Origin of the sequence: Bacteroides sp. A1C1 (assembly GCF_004328515.1) — a bacterium.
GTDB lineage: Bacteria > Bacteroidota > Bacteroidia > Bacteroidales > Bacteroidaceae > Bacteroides > Bacteroides uniformis.
This window is the reverse complement of sequence record NZ_CP036491.1, coordinates 3,959,174-3,979,045: the sequence shown is the minus strand read 5'-3', so window position 1 is coordinate 3,979,045 and position 19,872 is coordinate 3,959,174. Positions and strand designations below refer to the sequence as shown.

Annotated in this window: 18 protein-coding genes; 3 read left to right on the top strand and 15 right to left on the bottom strand. The window is 38.7% G+C overall.

The window, feature by feature from the left end; genetic code table 11:
* Positions 1-31: 31 nt before the first annotated feature.
* From EYA81_RS16485 to EYA81_RS16415, 15 genes are all read right to left on the bottom strand, one after another.
* Entirely contained in the window at positions 32-1,282 is a 1,251-nt protein-coding gene (locus tag EYA81_RS16485) for a DegT/DnrJ/EryC1/StrS aminotransferase family protein (RefSeq protein WP_057087885.1), read from the bottom strand.
* A 76-nt stretch (positions 1,283-1,358) separates the two neighbouring features.
* Positions 1,359-1,949 carry a sugar transferase gene (locus EYA81_RS16480; RefSeq protein ID WP_119992782.1) on the bottom strand — a complete coding sequence of 197 codons (591 nt, stop codon included), beginning with the start codon at positions 1,947-1,949 and terminating at the stop codon, positions 1,359-1,361.
* Between the two features lie 39 nt (positions 1,950-1,988).
* Entirely contained in the window at positions 1,989-2,945 is a 957-nt protein-coding gene (locus EYA81_RS16475; RefSeq protein WP_370293220.1) for a glycosyltransferase family 2 protein, read from the bottom strand.
* A 40-nt stretch (positions 2,946-2,985) separates the two neighbouring features.
* On the bottom strand, positions 2,986-4,266 hold the full coding sequence (locus tag EYA81_RS16470) for a nucleotide sugar dehydrogenase (RefSeq protein ID WP_119992786.1): 1,281 nt from the start codon (positions 4,264-4,266) through the stop codon (positions 2,986-2,988).
* Positions 4,267-4,308: 42 nt separating this feature from the next.
* On the bottom strand, positions 4,309-5,433 hold the full coding sequence (locus EYA81_RS16465; RefSeq protein WP_119992788.1) for a glycosyltransferase family 4 protein: 1,125 nt from the start codon (positions 5,431-5,433) through the stop codon (positions 4,309-4,311).
* 30 nt (positions 5,434-5,463) lie between these two features.
* Positions 5,464-7,017 carry a hypothetical protein gene (locus EYA81_RS16460; protein WP_131226093.1) on the bottom strand — a complete coding sequence of 518 codons (1,554 nt, stop codon included), beginning with the start codon at positions 7,015-7,017 and terminating at the stop codon, positions 5,464-5,466.
* Complete coding sequence (locus tag EYA81_RS16455; protein WP_131226092.1) at positions 6,977-7,867, bottom strand: hypothetical protein; 891 nt, start codon at positions 7,865-7,867, stop codon at positions 6,977-6,979. Before EYA81_RS16455 ends, EYA81_RS16460 begins: the two co-directional genes overlap by 41 nt.
* Positions 7,868-7,925: 58 nt before the next feature.
* Positions 7,926-9,083, bottom strand: a complete 1,158-nt coding sequence (locus EYA81_RS16450) for a hypothetical protein (protein ID WP_131226090.1) — start codon at positions 9,081-9,083, stop codon at positions 7,926-7,928.
* Between the two features lie 39 nt (positions 9,084-9,122).
* Positions 9,123-9,668 carry a DapH/DapD/GlmU-related protein gene (locus EYA81_RS16445; RefSeq protein ID WP_119992796.1) on the bottom strand — a complete coding sequence of 182 codons (546 nt, stop codon included), beginning with the start codon at positions 9,666-9,668 and terminating at the stop codon, positions 9,123-9,125.
* On the bottom strand, positions 9,665-10,753 hold the full coding sequence (locus EYA81_RS16440; protein ID WP_119992798.1) for a polysaccharide pyruvyl transferase family protein: 1,089 nt from the start codon (positions 10,751-10,753) through the stop codon (positions 9,665-9,667). The genes EYA81_RS16445 and EYA81_RS16440 overlap by 4 nt, the downstream gene beginning before the upstream one ends.
* Before the next feature lie 13 nt (positions 10,754-10,766).
* Entirely contained in the window at positions 10,767-12,227 is a 1,461-nt protein-coding gene (locus EYA81_RS16435; RefSeq protein WP_131226089.1) for a lipopolysaccharide biosynthesis protein, read from the bottom strand.
* 83 nt (positions 12,228-12,310) lie between these two features.
* A complete protein-coding gene (locus EYA81_RS16430) occupies positions 12,311-13,411 on the bottom strand; it encodes a Wzz/FepE/Etk N-terminal domain-containing protein (RefSeq protein ID WP_119992851.1) in 1,101 nt (366 codons plus the stop codon).
* 37 nt (positions 13,412-13,448) lie between these two features.
* A complete protein-coding gene (locus EYA81_RS16425; protein WP_131226087.1) occupies positions 13,449-15,869 on the bottom strand; it encodes an SLBB domain-containing protein in 2,421 nt (806 codons plus the stop codon).
* A 413-nt stretch (positions 15,870-16,282) separates the two neighbouring features.
* Positions 16,283-16,777, bottom strand: coding sequence for a UpxZ family transcription anti-terminator antagonist (locus EYA81_RS16420; RefSeq protein ID WP_119992804.1), 495 nt, complete (start codon positions 16,775-16,777; stop codon positions 16,283-16,285).
* Between the two features lie 50 nt (positions 16,778-16,827).
* Positions 16,828-17,364 carry a UpxY family transcription antiterminator gene (locus EYA81_RS16415; RefSeq protein ID WP_131226085.1) on the bottom strand — a complete coding sequence of 179 codons (537 nt, stop codon included), beginning with the start codon at positions 17,362-17,364 and terminating at the stop codon, positions 16,828-16,830.
* A gap of 719 nt (positions 17,365-18,083) precedes the next feature.
* Here EYA81_RS16415 and EYA81_RS19265 point away from each other — a divergent pair.
* The 3 genes from EYA81_RS19265 to EYA81_RS16405 all read left to right on the top strand — a co-directional run bounded on the left by EYA81_RS19265 (position 18,084) and on the right by EYA81_RS16405 (position 19,746).
* Complete coding sequence (locus EYA81_RS19265; protein WP_165491396.1) at positions 18,084-18,311, top strand: hypothetical protein; 228 nt, start codon at positions 18,084-18,086, stop codon at positions 18,309-18,311.
* A gap of 216 nt (positions 18,312-18,527) precedes the next feature.
* Positions 18,528-18,875 (top strand): SH3 beta-barrel fold-containing protein, encoded by a 348-nt coding sequence (locus EYA81_RS16410; protein WP_022401485.1) that lies wholly within the window; start codon positions 18,528-18,530, stop codon positions 18,873-18,875.
* A 40-nt stretch (positions 18,876-18,915) separates the two neighbouring features.
* Entirely contained in the window at positions 18,916-19,746 is an 831-nt protein-coding gene (locus tag EYA81_RS16405; RefSeq protein ID WP_117951925.1) for a DUF4373 domain-containing protein, read from the top strand.
* Positions 19,747-19,872: the final 126 nt, after the last annotated feature.

The window sequence follows — 19,872 nt, the reverse complement described above, 5'->3', positions numbered from 1 at the left end:
GTCGTAGTTAAAAAAGCTGTATTTTCATCTATTATTTTACTATGGCCTCTTTTATACACTCCACGATATAATATACATCTTCATCAGTCACCCACGGCCCGGCAGGAAGGCACATACCGATTTTAAAAATAGCTTCGGATACCCCATTGATATAAGCCGGAGCATCCTTATAGACCGGCTGCTTGTGCATCGGTTTCCAAACCGGGCGTGCCTCTATTTTTTTGCCAAGCATAAAAGCACGCAAAGCCTCCACATTCTCGTTGGGCTGGCAATCTGTTGTAGCACAATCTACGGCATGAATCACACCAGCAGCACCACCTACGGCAGTCTTGACAATATCCTTATAAGCATTTTCCTGCCCTTTGATGCGAAGTGAAGAACCCAGAGTGATTGTACAAAGCCAGAAATTAGAGTCATAATCAGCCGAAGGAGCTTCATGCAGCAATACCCCCTCCACATCCTTAAGCAGTTCCTTATAGAGAGCCTGCACATGTCGGTGATGTGCAATATGCTTATCGGCAACGGTCATTTGACCACGACCAATACCTGCACATATATTACTCATGCGATAGTTATACCCTATCGCCTCATGCTGGTAATAAGGATAAGCCTCACGAGCCTGCGTAGCATACCACATGATTTGATTCTTGCTTTCGGCATCTTTACAAATCAACGCACCACCGCCACTGGTAGTAATCATCTTGTTACCGTTAAAGCTCAGCACCCCGAACTTGCCGAACGTCCCCAGTACCTGTCCCTTAAAACGGGAGCCAAAACCTTCGGCAGCATCTTCCACCACTGGAATAGCATACCTATCGGCTATCTCCATGATACGTGTACAGTCATAGGGCATGCCATACAATGCCACAGGAACAATAGCTTTTGGCTTTTTGCCAGTCTTGGCAATGCGGTCTTTGATGGCTTCTTCCAACAGTTCCGGAGACATGTTCCAAGTTTCTTTCTCAGAATCCACAAATACCGGAACAGCCCCCAGATAAGTGACCGGATGCGAAGACGCACAGAATGTGAAGCTTTGTACAATCACTTCGTCACCCTGTCCCACTCCGCAAGCCAACAGAGCCAAATGTACTGCCGCCGTACCGGCCGAAAGTGCCACCACTTCCTTGCCTTCGCCTACAAAACGTTTCAAATCCTCTTCAAAAGCATTCACGTTAGGACCGAGAGGAACCACCCAGTTCGTATCGAAGGCTTCTTTTACATATTTCTGTTCAATACCCTCCTCGCTCATATGGGCAAGGCAGAGATAAATGGTTTTATCCATAAATATATATGTGATTATTTAATGATCAGACTTCGGATTCCTCACATAGTGGGGAATAAAAAAGAAAGAAAGAAGTTTACAGATCCTTTCCAAGTACTGTGTAGATAATGATTTTGATGTCATTCCAGAAGGACCAATTATCCAAATATTCTATATTTATCTGTACTTTATCCGGGAATAATACCGCATCATTATATTTTTGAGGATTCTCCTGTTCTGCCAATATCTCTTCCTCATTCCGGTATTTTAAACTTGCAGGACCTGTAATTCCCGGTTTCAAAAGAAGCATCCGCCTATTCTCTCCTTCAAGTTTGTCAGCATAACCGGGAACATCGGGACGGGGGCCGACAAGACTCATGTCACCTATCAATACATTCCATAATTCCGGCAATTCATCCAGTTTATATTTCCGCAATTTGGCTCCCAAAGGAGTAATGCGGCTTTCTCCTTTCACAGATACGGAGCTTCCCGAATGGCCGACAGTCATAGATCGGAATTTGTACATGGTAAACAATTGCCCGTGTTGTCCGACCCTTCTCTGCTTAAAGATTATAGGACCACCGGGCATCTTGATGCGAATCAGAATACCAACTACAATCAAAACTGGAAACAAGAAGACTAGACCGAAAAACGAAGCGGTACGGTCAAAAATGGATTTTAGGAGCATAATTTAAATTGTAAACACAACTTCCCATTCTGTCTATTTTCACTTCCCATAACCGATGCATTTATAGATTCCTACTAACGACCCATACCCATAAGAAAGATGCAGCACCACAAAAGATAAAAGCAAGTAAGAAATACTGATTTTACTACGCAAATTTATAGACATACTGATACAGAAAAGAACCAACAGATAGGATAATAATGAAAGAAATGAAAGAAAAGCGAACGGAAGATAAAACAATGCCGCAAACAACGGAAGAAGTAAAGACAGCAAAAACACCAACGGAATAAAATGCCTTACCGACAAAGATTTCAATTGCCTTGTATAATACACCGTCAAGACATTCCATTTTCCGTTAGAAAAATTATTCCTTGCCAATCCTTTAAACGTCTCACGAGCCAAATAGGTACAATAAGTTTCGGGCACAATACAAATGCGACCACCACCATGTATAATACGCTTGTTTAGCTCAATGTCCTGATTACGTATCAAGCGTTCATCATAGTAACCATATTTCTCAAACACCTTCCTGCGCCAACACCCAAAAGGCACGGTTTCCACATCCATTACCTTGTCCACACCCAAACGAAACGTGGAATTCCCCACACCAAACCTATTACTCAGTACCTCGCGTATGGCAAGTGTTTTAGGAGTCTTGTTCAATACGTCCGTCCTGCAAGCAGCCCCCACATTGTCCGCATTCAGTTCATAAAGTTTCTTCACCAAAACCCCAAAATAGTTCGTCGGATAACTGGCATGGGCATCCAGGCGCATCACTACATCTCCTTTGGATGCCCGTATACCAATGTTCATCGCCACCGGAACAATCTTTTTGGGGTTGTCTATCAATTTGATAAACGGATATTCACGGGCATATTCCAACACCCTTTCACGGGTTCCATCCCGGCTCATGCCATCCACAAAGAGCACTTCGAGCTGCTCTTTCGGATAATCCTGAAGCAAAACAGATTGAATGCATACATCAATGTATTTCACTTCATTATATATAGGACAAATTACGGAAAGCATATTTTTCCTACAATCTTCCGTCTATTTGGTTCTTGGGTAGAATGCCCTTCACATCATACACTACTCCATTCTCCGCCTTCAAGAAAGCGCGAGCATCCAAATCCTTGAATTCATTGTGTGCAACCCCGAAAATCACGGCATCAAACTTCCCTTCCAAACTTTCCATATCTCCTTTGGAAATTCCGATACCATATTCATGCTCTACGTGCGCTTTGTCCGCCCAAGGATCATAAACTGTAATGTTTGAAGTATATTCACGCAACGTGCTGTAAATATCCACAATTTTAGTATTTCGGATGTCAGGGCAGTTTTCTTTGAACGTGATGCCTAACAACAGAATCCTGGCATCTTTCACCAATACCCCCTTCTTGTTCATCAGCTTAATCACTTGATTGGCCACATAGTCACCCATACCATCGTTCAAGCGACGTGCCGATGACATCACACGTGGCAATACCCCATACACTTGCGCCTTCTGAATCAAATAATAAGGATCCACGCTAATACAATGACCGCCTACCAATCCCGGCTTCAACTTAATGAAGTTCCATTTGGAAGCAGCGGCCTCTATCACATCGTTCGTATCGATACCCATCGCATTAAAGATCTTTGCCAACTCGTTCATAAACGCAATATTCACATCTCGTTGCGAATTTTCAATAATCTTCGAAGCCTCTGCAACTTTGATAGTCGGTGCTTTATGAGTGCCATTTACCAACACAGAATTATATACATCATCTACTATATTGGCAATCTCAGGGGTGGAACCGGAAGTCACCTTCTTTATTTTTTCCACCGTATGTTCTTTATCGCCCGGATTGATGCGCTCGGGAGAATACCCCGCAAAGAAATCTACATTGAATTTCAGGCCTGATACCTTTTCAACCACCGGCAAACACTCCTCCTCTGTAACTCCCGGATATACCGTGGACTCATACACCACAATATCCCCTTTAGAAATCACCTTGCCTACCGTTTCACTAGCCCCCCACAAAGGTTTCAAGTCGGGACGATTGTCCGCATCAACAGGTGTAGGTACTGCTACTACATAAAAATTACAATCCTTTATATCTTCCAATTTCGTAGTACATACAAAACCATTATTTCTGATGGCATCCTGGAGCAAATCATCCGCTACTTCCAGTGTGGCGTCATGACCGGACATCAACGCATCTACACGCGATTGATTCATATCGAAGCCTAGCGTTTTATACTTTGTTGAGAAAAGTCGAGCCAAAGGAAGCCCTACGTAACCGAGACCGATTACGGCAATTTTAATTGAGTCCATAATTATATTCTAATGTTTTATAATAATTTTAATGAATCTATCCTAATGAATTAATCTAATCACATCACGTGCTATATTATCCCATGAGAAACGATAAAGTGATTTTCCTATCGGTTCATATTGTTCATATTCATCTATCAACCGACATATAGCTTTTTTTATAGAGTTCTCATCATAAGAATCAGCCGCCTCACCAATCTTTTCTTTTAACGTACCATCAATACCTTGTCCTCGAGTATAAAGAATAGGTAGCCCTTGACTAAGTGCCTCGATATAAACCAAGCCAAAAGTCTCACTATGCGAAACCATCACAAAAATATCAGATTCAGCAAACACTTTACATAAATCTTTTTTATCTAATATTTTTCCCTTAAACGTAAACAATTCCGGATGAAGCTTACAATATTTCAAGACCCTTTCATGTTGATTACCTCCTCCGCCAACCAATGTAAGATGTAAACCCTCATAACGAGATGAAAGATTTTCAACGACTTTCATTGTAGCAAGAATATTCTTATTATCATTAAACACCCCTATAAAAAGTAAACTTCTTGGAATCGACGAAACATGTTTACTTTTCGCATGCTCTATCCAATAAGATTCAATTCCATTAGGAATAATTTCCATCTTTCCTTGAACATTTTTTTTTACAGGAAGCATTATTTTCTTTTGAAAAAAATGCCGAGAAATAGCCTCTGTTATAAATGTCACCTTATGCGCACATCTTAACACATTCCAAGCTAATGGCCAGACATGAACCATATATTTCATATAAAAATTAACATCAGTCGCCCTTACAGCTATTACATAGGGAATACTATAATTCTTATATAACCGATATGCTACTGCCCCTTCAGAAAACAAAGTAGCAGCATAAACCATATTTACACTCTGTATATCAATATGACTAATTAGCCATGAAGTCTTCCGTTCTATTTTAAAGAAAAAGTCATACTTGTATTTTTGGGCTGATTCATCTAATTTATACAATAACGTCTGATAATTTATTCCTGTATATGTTGAGCGTAAATCATTTGAAAGAATATTATTTCGTAATACCGCATACACTATTACATTTATACCTTTACCTAAATCAACAATATGCTTGCACAACTGGTGGTGCACTTTAGAGTAAGGATAGTCTTCAGCTAAATAAAGAAAATTCATGTTATTTTACAGTTTAAAGACTTTTATATATTATTTTCCACTCTGCACAACAATAGGAGATATTTTATTTGAACCTTTCGTAGATAATTTCTCCATTTTATAATCAATTACATCATCGGTAAATAAATCAATATTTGATATTTTACATACAACTGCATCAGAAGATATATCAATTTTATTAAGAACTATTTGCGATATATATCCAAAAGATATTGGTAGTCTTTGAGTATCAGATTTAAATATATAGCATTCTTTTAAAGGTTCTTTAAACTCTATTTGACAGTTATCTATCTTTATATTAGGAAGGCATTTTTTTGCTAATTCAAATCTCTCATTTTCTTGTTTGGGTATCCCCATAATATAAATTATACCATCATTTAAAGAGGTCATTTTCATTATGCAATTTTCAAAAAACAAATCGAAAGGAGTATAAGCATTATAAGACGAGGTCAATAAACACGGAATAGCTGCATCAAAGACACAATTACGGTAAGAAATTTTACCATAAATAGAAGAGTACTGATTATAAAGGCGAAAAATAGTACAATTCTCAAAATCTATATCACGTCCATAACAATGGATATCAAATCTATTTATACAACAATCTTTCAAATGAGCTACATTAACATTATTATTTCCAAATATCCCCCACTTACCATCTCCTTTCAGCCTTAATATCGTTGTATTCCAAAGATTATTAAACATTATTCCATAGCCATATCGTTTTAACTGAGAGTAGGTTCCATTAATAACAATATCTTTAAGCAAGGAATTTGTACAATTTTGCAATGATATGGCAGCATCTCCATAGAGAGCATTCACAGGAGTATTTATAATTACATTACTAATAGTAACCCGATTCTGATTTTCAATAAGAAAACAGCGAGTCATACAAGTACTAGATTCCATCCTATTTATTGTAATACCATCTATAATTTTTTCATTCTGATCTACACTACAATATTTGAATTGGGGCTGTGATGCCAAAGTATTATAAGAAGCTACAGGAGAATTCACCACCTTGGCATCCGATATCAAAAGTACATCTTTACGCATAGCACCATAAGCATACCCTATACGATTTTTTACCCAAGGAGTTTTATCCTCTATAACCAACAATTTATCACCATATTTAAACTCTTCCCGATGCAAATAACTTAAAGAACAAAATTCCTGTTTTGAAATAGAAATAGGAATCAAGTTCTGGTTCATTTTAAATAGATAAATATTCTTCCTTTTATTCGTTACATTCAGAATCAATCCTTTAAAATCCGTATTATATCCCAAAGGAATACTACATCCATCTATAGGAATCTCAATATCCAACTCCTTTATTCCTGTATAATCTACTGTCAATCCTTTCTCTAATGCAAGCTTATGTGTTGTTAATAAAATTCGATAACGCTCTATACCCGTTTTTGCCTGCGCCAATCCATAATCTAAAGGAGAAATTTTTTGTGCAAAAAGACTTAAAGGCAAAAAAAGAAGAAAAAGAACAATCACCCTCATTTCATTTAAGTATGATATCTGAATTGCCCGCATATCAATTAAATTGTTTGAACGGATTAAGTCCATTTCTCTCATAATATAAAATAGTATTACGCAGTTGGCTATCCGTTAAATTATTTTCTCCTCCGTTACTAGAATACAACATCACATCTCTTGTATTTAATACAGGCAATATACCTTTGTAATTTTTTACTACAACAATCTCCGTATTTTGCAAACGTATCATTGTATTTAACCATAAATCATCCTCCAATGGACATAAATCACAGGCAAGTGCTATATTTAATGTATCCCGATAAAGACTAGTACCAGGCATTGGAAATAAAGTTCCTCCTCCTGTTCCTAGAAAGATATCTTGTCCGCCAAACTTTGTTTTATAAATACGCGACCATTTTAAACTAGATTTTATGGTCATATTACTATCCCATACAATACTTTTGGCATAACGACATATAACACTTTTAGGATAAAGTTCATGATACTGCACCAAAGTCTGGATCATAGTCGTAGGATAAAATATATCATCATCAACCGTTATTATAAGATCGTCAGGATAAGCTTGCATCACATAATAATATTTTTTGTGCGATCTAATATCTCCCTCCACGAATCTAATATCCAATCCTCTCGCTTTCATATTCAGAAGGGAATCTGGTAAATCTTCTTCTAGTCTGGGAAATTGTACTTTTGATAAATATAAGATAACCTTGTCCGGTTTTATACTCTGACTCAGAATTGTTTCTATCACCATCCATAGTTTTGAAATGCGATTAGGAAAGGATGTTAAACTAACAACAATTTTTTCCGTACGTTCTCCAATAAATAAACCATAATGTTTTCTATTAGATAAACAATAAGGCAATATTCTATTAGCCAAAACACGTACTGCATATCGCAGCAACGAATTTATCTTTAATTTATCCAAAAGGTAACTATCATTAAATGAGATAGAATAAAGTCGATTAAAAAGATTTACCATTATATTATTTTGTTTTTCGTAGAGAGGCTGTAGCACAAGAAAATATCAAAAATTGCCATACAGTAAAAGCAAAAGGACGTTGAAGAAATGATAAAATAAAAAGTAAATAAAAAAATAAAATATCTGGATTTTTTTTTCCAGCTAATATATAATAAGCAAAAAGCAAACAAACTATTGAAAGAAACCCATATTCTATTATAAATAATTTATATGATTGCCCCTCTTTCAGCTGCTTATCCATCATTTTATTATAACCAATGCCCAATAAAGCTTCTGGTGTATAAACAAAGGACTTATAAAAACGAGAAGCCTGATATCCTGTACGATTATCTAAGTTATCCACCCCTCCTCCAGATATCCGTTCCACTACAGAATACTGAAAAGCCAAATTATCTTTTAAGGTTGAATAAGCAATGAAAGCAAGCAATAAAAGAAAAAATATTGATAGTAGAATTTTTCTTACACTCTTCAAAGATTGAAATAAATACCCCATGAAAGTTAAAATATAAAAGGCTAATGAAAATGAAAAAAATGCACCTATCAATATTATCAAATTGCTTTTTCGCTTAAAATCGTACTTATTAGCAAATAAAACAAATGCAGAAAGAGTTCCTAACACTCCTGGTTCATCAAACATTGAATAAAAACGAAATGTATTTGCAGTAGCCATTGTGACAAATAACAAATAGTTATTCATGGGATAAACACTTCCTTTAAATTCAGAATTATCAATTTCTCCGAAAGAAGGAAACTCAAATACAAAAACATGGATCAACCATGCAGGCAATGATATACTTATTATACAAGCTAAAATTTTGGTAAATATATCCAATGCTTGTACTTTTTCAGATTCATCGAGTCCTAATGCTAAAAGAAAGCTCATGATAATGAGAACATTGCTCGCATGAAAGCCTACAAATAAAGGATGTATCAGAAAACATATACACAAAAAAATAAAAGCACTCCAATATTTCAGCAACATTGAAGCATTTACTATAGAAGATACTTTAATTCCAAATAGGACTATTAGCAAACAATAAGATATTGCTGTTCCTTTACCTCCCCACAATGGCCATATAGGATTTAAGCATAAAATAATGACTGCAACGATTAAAGATACAACACTATTTTTATTATACTTTACACGGAAAAAATTCAGCATTTTCTAAATGAGCATAAGCTAAACGAAATTCCTAACATCTCATACATTAGTTTTCCTCTTTTTTATAAGCTTCGAAGGGACTCCACCAACTATAGAATACTCAGGAAAATCCTTGGTCAGGACACAACCTAACGCTATAATAGTACCTTTATAAACATGACGTCCATTTGTAAAAGAAACATTTCTTCCAATCCAAACATCATCTTCTATTATGGTCTGTTTATGCTCTGAATGTCCTTGCAAAATCATAGGAATATTTGTAGCATCAAAAGCATGGTCAGCTTGAAGAATATAACAATTTGGTCCCATCATTACATTTTCACCTATGATTGTGTCATTAGGTATAGAGGAATTTATTCCTAATCCACTATTATCACCTATAATAATATTAACTCCAGATCCAAACCAAGCCTTACGTTCTATATTGACATTTTTTCCACATTTCCTGAAAATATGTTTGCAACAATTATAACGTAATCGCCTACAATATTTACCTATAATAGGTGTAGTAGAAGCTGGAAGATAATATAAGAAAGAATAATATAATGCTAAAAATATAATCTTCTTTGAAAAAGTCATCCTCATTCTCTATCGTTTTTTAATGAATCTAAAAGAAAACTCAAAGATTTTTTACGTAATATATTTAATTGACTAGTCACTTTATCATAATCTATATCATTTTCTGGCAAATTATCGTCAGATACAATACGATCTGTTAGTCCTAGCTGAGTCAGCACTTCTGATACACGTTCAATATTTCCTCCATTAACAGAAATAAAAGTTTTTCTAAAAACAAGAGAAAGGGCTGTTCCATGAAAAGAAACACAAACTACACACTCCGCATATTTTATCAAACTTAATAATTCTGGAACAGATGCATCTATTATTTTAGCTTTCTCATAAGTATTACGAGTACTCCGATTACATGGAGCAACAACTACAATTTCGGCATTCAAGATTGCAGCTTTTTTCTTTGCAATTTGCATTAAATTAGAATTTTTCCCAACAGCATAAACTAAAACATAAGGATACTCAACTATACGTTTAGGAGTTATGCTCTCTAAGATACAAGGATTAGCCATTAATGTCGGATCAAGTACCACAGTTGCCTCATATCCATGTTTATTGACAAATTCCTCAAGTCGCTTTTCACGTACCCCAATCCTATTAAAACAAGAAAGCCATTTTGAAACATCCAAAAAACAATGACTATCAAAAAGCTCTTTTACACCACTACTAATAGCATATCCTATTATCTCAGATTGTTTTGAACAATATTGCCCCCAATAGACCAAATCAGGACCATCGGTAAGAATTGGGTTCCATACCTGATCACTGCCAATAATAAAATAATTATAAGGAGCTGTCCTTAAATTGATTGCTGTATATCGCTTTGACAAAACAAGAAATTCTGTTCTAAATTTATTAAAATTAGTGGCACGATGTTTATAAGATGGGAAAAAACGTAATACTCGGAATACAAAAAGAAATGGATGATATAAAAACTCAGAAAAAGAAAACGGATGCATTCTACTTTCTATAAGGGGATTCCTATAATCTACAATTTCCACATCAAATCCAATGCGACGTAACGTTTCTTGCAAACAATAAGCCTGTAATACAGCACCATAATTATTTGCATTATGAAAAGTCAATATTCCTATACGCATAATTAGTTGTTATTTAATGAAATAATTTATCCACGCCCCTCAAAATATATTTTTTTGTAGTAGAGCGTTCCGAAGATGTTAATGCGATAAAAAAAGTAAATATTGATAATAATAATACTGCAACAATAGAAGTTACAAAAAAATGAATGACAGCATTAGGGATACATTTCCCAATGAAATAGACAAAAATAAAAGAAAGTAAACCAATCATAAGCAAAGGGAAAAAAACATTAGCCATATAATCAACCACTTTATATCCCATTAACTTTTCCAAAATAAAACTACGAATAATAATCGTCACTAACGAAAGTACTATTGACACAATCATTGTCACTTCTGGAGCACATCCCCAAAATAATAAAATATATGACATTGGTAAGTTTAAGATCATTAATCCACCTGTAATTATTTCAAATTTTTTTATACGTCCTGTAGCTAATGCAGCAGCAATGGCAGGTCCATTTACAGAATCAATAAGTGCATTTATAAGAACTAATTGTGTAAAAAGTACTGTATAATCAGGTATCTGATTTAACCATAAATTTAAAACAAACTCCATATTCATTAATATAGGGTAAGCCAATATAGCAACAAGAAGAAAACAAATCTTAGAACTACGTGATAATAAAATATACATCTGATTTAACTCATTTGCACCATATAACTTATAAATCTGAGGCTTTACTGCTACAAAAAAACTATTAGTTAAGCTATCAACCGCCACACTCACTTGGAAAGCAATAGCACGAGCACCATTTACTACGGGATTGAAAAAGGAGTTTAACAAAACATTTACACCTTGATTTCGTACAATAACGGAAACAGCACCTATTAAATGCCATCCTGAATAACTCGCTACTTCGCGTATTTTATCACTTTTCCATAAATAAGAATAATGACTTTCTGGATACTTACATTTACAATAAACATAATAAAACAAAGTTATACAGCTTGTTGACAAAAACAGTAATACTGCATACAATATAAGTCTATCTACATCACCAAGGCTTAAAAGGAAAACGATACCAAGCCTTAACAAAACTTCTATTATAGATATATAAGCATAAACAGACATCTGTTCATGAGAAATAATCAAAGCATTATAAGGAATGGAGAAACTAGAAACGATGAATGTTAAAATAGAAAATTGATAAGTCCAATTCATTGCAACAATCCTATCCTGTGGAATAACTAAACAGTTATTGACAAACCAAAGCCCAATAGTTTCTGCAAAAAATATAACTACTAAAATGAAATACAAATAAACTGTTAAATTCAAGCGAAATAAAATTGATATTCCCTCCTGATTTCCACGACCTATTTCATAAGAGAAATAGCGTTGACATGTAGAAGATAATGTACTATTTAAAAATGAGACCATAGCTACCACTCCCCCTACGACATTATATATACCAAAATCTTCAACTCCTAATACCCCCAATATAATGCGACTTGTATAAAGAGATACTACCATAATTAGCAGCATTCGAATATATAGCATCAATGTGTTCTTGGCAATACGCCGATTATCCTTCAATGCAGATGACATATTTACACTCAAAACAAATCCTTACTTTTTAAAGCTATTATTATATCCCTCCCTAAAAATATCCAACTCATACATCCCATCATTGTCACAAACAAAGCACTTATTAATATTAATATTTTACTAGGCCGAGAGGGAGCAATAGGTATTGTCGCCGGCTCGAGCACCGTATAAATAGGAGTAATTTCCTGTACCTTCGCCTCAGCCACTTGCAACTGCTGTGCAACACTTGTATATACTTGATAGGCAAGATTCATTTCATTCTCCAATCGTACTTGTTCAGCACGGTAACTCTGAAGAATAATATTTTTGTTAGTATCAGAGAACTTTGCATAATTCTCCTGTGCCGTCTCATATTCTTTCTTTTTACGTTCAAAAAGTTTCTTTTGGAACTCAAAATCCTGACGAGCTTTATTTGTACGGTAATCCGTAACATAGCTCTGCAAACGATACATTACACTATCTGTCAAACAGGCAGCAATACGAGCATCCTGCATCGTAACAGACAAAGTGGCAAGCCCCGTCTTCTTGTCAACAGAAACACTGATACTATTACTCAAAAGTTTTGCAATGGATGATTCTTTTACTGTCAAGTGAAAAGGGTCAAGCTTTGTAATTCTATCCTCATCCTTTTCATCCTTAAACAAAGAAGCCACCCATCCAAGAGCCTTGAAAGGAGCAGAAATTATCACACTCCACCAAGGAGAACGTTGATACTTGTCCAAATAACAATAAAGTGTAGTATCTATTATCCCCTCCAGGTCTTTCACTGGAATATTGAAAAGACCAGTAATAAAGGGAGTCGAACTCACAATATCGGGATACAAATCAGGATAGATAGCATCAGCACCAGAAGAAGTATTTATATTAAATCCTGCCATGGCAGCAAGAGAAGACAATCCTCCCCCACTTTTTCCATCCGACAACTCCGGAGCAATCGTAGCTGTAGCTGTATATTCTTTCGGAATACTGAAAGCAATCACCAGTCCCACAATCACTGCATAGCTGCAACACTTCAATATCCACCTGCGCTCTGCCCAGACCTTCAAGGCAAGCTCAAGCAAATCAATCTCCTCTTCCTGTGGATGTTTATTCTGCTGTCCGTCATTCATATCAGCATTCTTTCTTTTTATATCTTCCACTTGTTTCTTATTTAAAAGTATTAGCCAAAGTAGCCACCATCGCCGCAATCGTCGCAGTCATGGAGCTTATACCCATAATCTCGGAAAGTTGGAGACGCTTCCTCTCAGACTTCGTGGGAACCACAATCTCACAACCCGGCTGGATTAAATCACTGTCACTCTTCTTAGCACGGGCTACCATACCGTTCAGATAAATAATGTATGCCTTCTTCTTTTTCGCATTCTCGCCATAGCCACCTGCCATATTGATATAATGTTTCAGTTTGGCACCTTTCTCCCAAGTTACTGTATTAGGATACATCACAGAACCGCTAATCTTCACCGTATTGACGTATTCAGGAATATAAACGATATCTCCCTCACGCAGGATAATGTCATAATCACTACCCGGATGTGACAGAGCCTTTTTCATGTCAACGCCTACCGTGTAAGTGTCGGAGATAGCAAGCTTGTTCACTGCAATGCTATCGGAACCTTCACCGCTCTGTGCCATGCGAAGCACATCCGTCTCACGCCGACGTTCCTCATCATTACGCTTGCGAATCAAACGTCCCCCCTTTATATATGCCGCCGGAGTAATTCCGCCTGCACGACCTATCACATCACTCAGACGTTCATTCTTCTTCAACAACGAATAGCTGCCGCTGAAAAGCACCTCACCCGCAAGCGTCACCATGCGCTGAACTTGGTAGGCAGGACTGCGACGAACCTGGACTACATCGAAAGGTTGCAGGCAGAAACTACCGGCACCCGTCAGAAGACCGTCCTTGATGTCAAAGGTGAATGTCTCCGCAAGCTTGCTGCTATAGGCAGTACTCTTGGGATCCTTGATGCGGCGCGTCACGCTCACACAGGTAGTGGCGGCAGCCTCGGTAAGACCTCCCGCCTGGACAATCATATCCTCTATCGTTAAGTTGTCGGAGTACAGGAAAGTACCGGGATTGAGCACCTCACCATAAATGGAGACCGTCTCGCTCTCCTTCAGGTCATGGATACCGGGAACATACAGATGGTCGTTCTTCTGAAGGGGTATATCAGAAACCGTACCGTTCATAATACCCTCCAGATCAACGGCAACCATTTCGTGCGTAAGATCTTCACGTTCACGGTCCAGAAGGACACGGGCAAGGAAAGCATCTCCCCGGAGTCCCTCAGCCTTCTTTATCAGCTGCTTCACCGTGTTCACCTCACCGTCCAACTGATAAAGCCCCGGACGATAGACGGCACCACTGACCTCAACCTTGTTCTCAAAACGGTCGAGTACGGCGTCAACCGTCATTAAGTCACCGTCGTCTAAACGGAATACGGAATAGTCCATCTCATCCACATTATATACTTGATGTTCACGTCCGCTTTTACGGATGATGCGTACAGCATTCTTATAGGCATCTCCCATAAAGCCACCCGCATACTTCAGTAAGGAAGCAACCGTCTCGGCAGGCTTCATTTCATAATACATGGGACGTTTCACCTTGCCTACTATCTCGACCAACGACTGGTAGGGACTCACGATAATCACATCGCCCTCCTGCAGACGGACATCGTCATTCATCTTGCCCTGCATGATGAACTCATAGACGTCCAAATGCTCTATCGTCTCTCCGTTACGAACCAGACGGATGTCACGCAAGCTACCGATATTATTCACACCACCGGCACGGTACAAGGCATGGAAAACCGTGGAAAAGGCCGAAAGTGTATAAGTACCCGGCACCGTGACCTCACCCATGATATGGATCTGAATGGTACGTATATCGCCTAAAGTCAGACGGATCTGTGAATTGGGATCCCCCCCTCCGATACCGGAATAGATCTTGGACAGTTCCCGTTGCAGATAAGCGTTGGCTTCTTTAACAGTCATGCCGTTCAGATAAACGGGACCGAGGTCTTTCACCTGGATACTTCCCTCGGGACTAATGGTCTGGCGGATGGTATTCTCGGAAGCTCCCCAGATATCTATGATCACCTCGTCACCGGGCCCCAGCCGATAATTTGCCGGAGTAGCCAGATTCACACTAGGTTCAAAGGAGAGATTACGGTTCTGGAACAGATTATGACCGAAAATCTGTATGCCGGCAGCCTCAGGGGCGGACTGGCTTTCAAGTCTCTCATTAACAACCGCTTTCTGATCATCCAGTTCGGCAGCCTCGTAGGATTCTCCCACAGCAATCGAACGCTTGCGCATCTGTGAGGAAGCTTCGGAACCCGGGACAGCAACACCCGAGTTCTCATATTTATCCTTGATGCGGAGCACCTGTTCGCGGGTCACCCCACGGCGCAACAGTTCGGCAGTCATCTGCTTCTGAGATTTTCCGGCTGCCTGTGCTTGTTTCACATATTCAACCACTTGCTCGTCGGACATGCGCTGGGCATAGGCAGAACCGAAGAAAATGAAAAGACATAAAATCAGAAATAAGATTCGACGCATAGTTTAATGTTTGTTAGATTCTTATATGTCACACACTGAAAAAATCAAACTAATCCGGGAAGGTGGAACCAAAGGTGATTTATATTTATTACTTCGCGTAGTAATGAAAGAGTTAGTACCACGCTTCCCGGATATTCAATAGATATTGGGCATCTACTAAAGGGGGTATAACCCACTTTGAATTATATTTTTAATCAAATAATAAGTTATTTTACTATATTCATTGGCAGAAATGCCATATAATCCGTTTCTCTGGAGACTATTTTTCGTAATACAATGTGTGGAATCCTTTTCACTCATTACATGAATATATCACTTGTATGTTTAGTTCTATATGCCTTTAACTTTTCCCGTGTCTCCTGCATTCTCCACTCCATTTCTTTTTTTGCCTTTCGAGAAAACTTTCACCTGTTTTAGTCCTCAAGATATTCCCACGGATAGGGATTGTCAACTACATTCCGGAATTCCTCGACAGCTTCCTGCTGTTCGGCAGTGAGCGATGCGGAGTCCCAGGAAGAAATAATCTTTCGGGCTTCGTCGGCTAGGGGCTCATCGAACACTTCTCCATAACAGGCAGTAAGCAGACGGAGTTTCAACAGCGAGGCGGGAAGGGTATCAAGGAGATTCCAACAACGATTTAATATCTCCTGGAGGTGATCCTGCTTCTCGCCATGGTCAATGAACGATGCGTTATACCCCATCAAGAGAGCAAGACAGACGTTTGCTTGTTCTTCCGTAGTAGTACCTCGAACACTGGAACCATACAAAGCCGCAGTCAAGCGGTAAACCTCACCGTTGCGGCGGGAAAGGTCATCACTATAGATAGGACTACCGTCCATACCTAAATACATCAGTTCGTGCGCAGCACGCTGGAGATTAATTGCTTCTTCGAAAAGGGAGGAGGACATTTTTTGAATTATGAATTGTAAACTATGAGTTGTAAATTATGAATTATAATTCAGCCGATCACTTCTATAAGATCCGGATGGATAGTGGCCATGGCAAGAGCAATGACACCTTGTATCTCTATAACCACACGGCGGTCACGTGCCCCCTTTACTTTCAGAAAAATACCCTCCTGACCTGCAAAGTCACCACCCGTAATACGGACTCTAGTTCCTTTCGACAGATTCAACTCTTCGGGCTGGAAATAAAGCAAATGGTCGTTATAGGTTCCGGCAACGGCGATGAAGCACTGCATCTCATGGTCGGGAATAATTATCTTCTGACCACTGCGGGTATCGGTTATATATTGCAAATAAGTAATTTGAGACTTAACACGCTGTACGTCGGAAGGACGTGCATGGACAAAAACCAGATTACGGATGACGGGAACCAAAGTACGGACTTTCTTACCCTTACGGATACTTACCTTATATTGCATGGGGACAAAACAGCCGAGGTTCTCCTTCTCGAGAAGATGCACCGCATCAAGCTCTCTGCGGTATGTGGCACGCATGGCATGCCAGACTTCAACCTCGTTATCCGTTTCCATTTTCGTTGTTTTGTTCACAAAAGAGTGTTCCTCTGGGGCTTTGAACCCTCGGTATATACCTGGTATTCAATCATTTGCGAGCACTCTATGTAAAATACAGCAAGCATTGTGCCCTTCTTGCCAACAGTTTTTTTGCAGTTCGTCATTACCTTCTGGTAAGAGACTATAAACGAACGGATTACAAACAAAAAGCGTTTTTTAAACGTTCGTTTAATGGACGTCAAATTTCAGGAAATGAAATAGGGAATGAGTTAATAAAAGGGAATGGAAATTTTAAATATTAAATAAGATACTTAATATACTGAATTACTGTAGATTAAACTGAGACCCGATGGGTTTTCCAAAATATTTTTATTAAACATTTTGAGGATATAAAAAACAGTCTTATCTTTGCGTCCATTAAACGAACGTTTAAAAAACACTTCCAAGTCAAAGTCATTTCCATTTATATATCAACGCATTAACCCATCATAAAGATAAAACCCAGCTTTTTATCTCCATCCTTACTCCACAAAAACAAAAAACTTGATATACCTTTGCATTTATTTTACAAACTACAGTAATTTTAATTATTAACCCAAAAATATTAGAAAAATGAAGGTAAAAGAGACACTCCAAAGTAAGGAAAAAAAACAAAAAGAGACACCCTAGAAACAAATGTAAAGCACGGCATATCAGCTCCTAAAGTGGGAGTAGGACGTCCCTCAAGTGGGGAGGTTATGGGAATACTGCCACAGCATAGGAAAAAGGTTATCAAGGACGTCATCCTATGGGAAAGGTCAAGCTACCTTATAGAAGAAAAGCCGACAAGCAACAAGGCATTGGCACAATGGGCATACCGACATTTAGACTTCCGGACGGCAGACCATAAAAAACTGTCAGAAAGCACTATAATACAAGAGTTCGGTGAAGTGTGGCGGGAAATGAAGGTAGCAGGAGAAATATAGGGAATAAAACAAAAAAAGGCAGAAACCACGAAACTTATTGACAATAATTAAATATAAACAACTTAAGGAATAAACCACTTATCTTTGCCGCCACTTTGGTAAGGATGAAGCCACACCGCCTATAGATGCCGCTTTCTCAACGAATGCGGCATCTTTTTTATATATAAGCGTACCTCCTGCCAAACTAATACAATTATTAATTTTAAAGACAACAAGATGAGAAAGTCGACAAAGAACGCTTCACTTCACGAAGCACTGAGAAACCTATGGAAAATACGTATCATGCTGGAAAAGAACTACACGGAAACATGCGCCACATGGATGGCCCGACGGATAGAAAGCCTGATAGACCACATGCAATACGGACACGCACTCATAGCCTACCACAAGCAGGACGGGACATTCAGGCTGGCGAAAGCCACCTTACTGCCCTACAAGGCTGACTTCAGAAGAGATTATGACATCACAAGAGTGACAAGCACCATAGCCTTCTGGGATGTGGAACTGCAAGCATGGAAAACTTTCCAGCTGGAGAACTTCCTCGAATGGAGCCCCATATGCTAACCATTAACCATTAATCACTAATCATTAAACACTAAAAACAATGGCCATGATGTACGGGGGAATGCTATACTTCCCCCTCAAAGTAAATCTATTCGAAGAGATAGCAGTGGAACTGGTGGAAGCCAGGTTCGGACTGAAAGGAACGGCGGCGGTAATGAAACTGCTGTGCAAGATACACAAGGAAAACGGATATTACCTGAAATGGAACGCGGAGCAATGCACACTGTTCACAAACAAGGCGGGAAAGGACATCAACGAGCAGGAGATGCAGGGAATCGTGGACATTCTGGTGGAGAAAGCTTTTTTCGACCCCAAAACCTATAAGGAGCAAGGGGTACTGACCTCTACCGAGATACAGAAGGTATGGCTGGAAGCCACCAAACGAAGAAAAAGGGACCTCACCACCCTACCCTATCTGCTGGTAGAGACGGAGGAAGATAAACCGGACAAGGACGAGACTTGTACGCAAAAACGGGAAAATTGTACGCAGGATGCGGACATTTTCCCCGAAAATGCATACAATTCCAAACAAAGCAAAGTAGAAGAAAGTAAAGCAAAAGAAAGTAAAGCACTTCCCCCTCTTACTCCCCCGGGGGAAAGCGGAGGAGCGCAGGGGAATCCTGATCTGGACATTCCCGGATATGCCTACAACAGGAATACGCACAACCTGGAATGCCTCATGCTGAATCTGGAAAAGCTCTACATCACCGACCGGGAGGAAATCAGGAAGATTCTGAAGTTATCGGACTACGGCAGGCTGGGAAACTACGTCTGGAAAATATTCAATGGGACGAACTGGAGCAAGGTGAACAGCAAGGGAGGGTACATCATCTCGGTACTGGCAAGAGAGAAGCGGAGTACGGGAAGCTGATTCCACAGGGCACAAGCTATCAATAACATGTCATGCAGGAAATCAATAACGTGTGATACAAAAAACAAATATCGTGCCGGCAGGAAATTAATTCCTTGCCGACACGATATGAATTTCTTCTTCGTC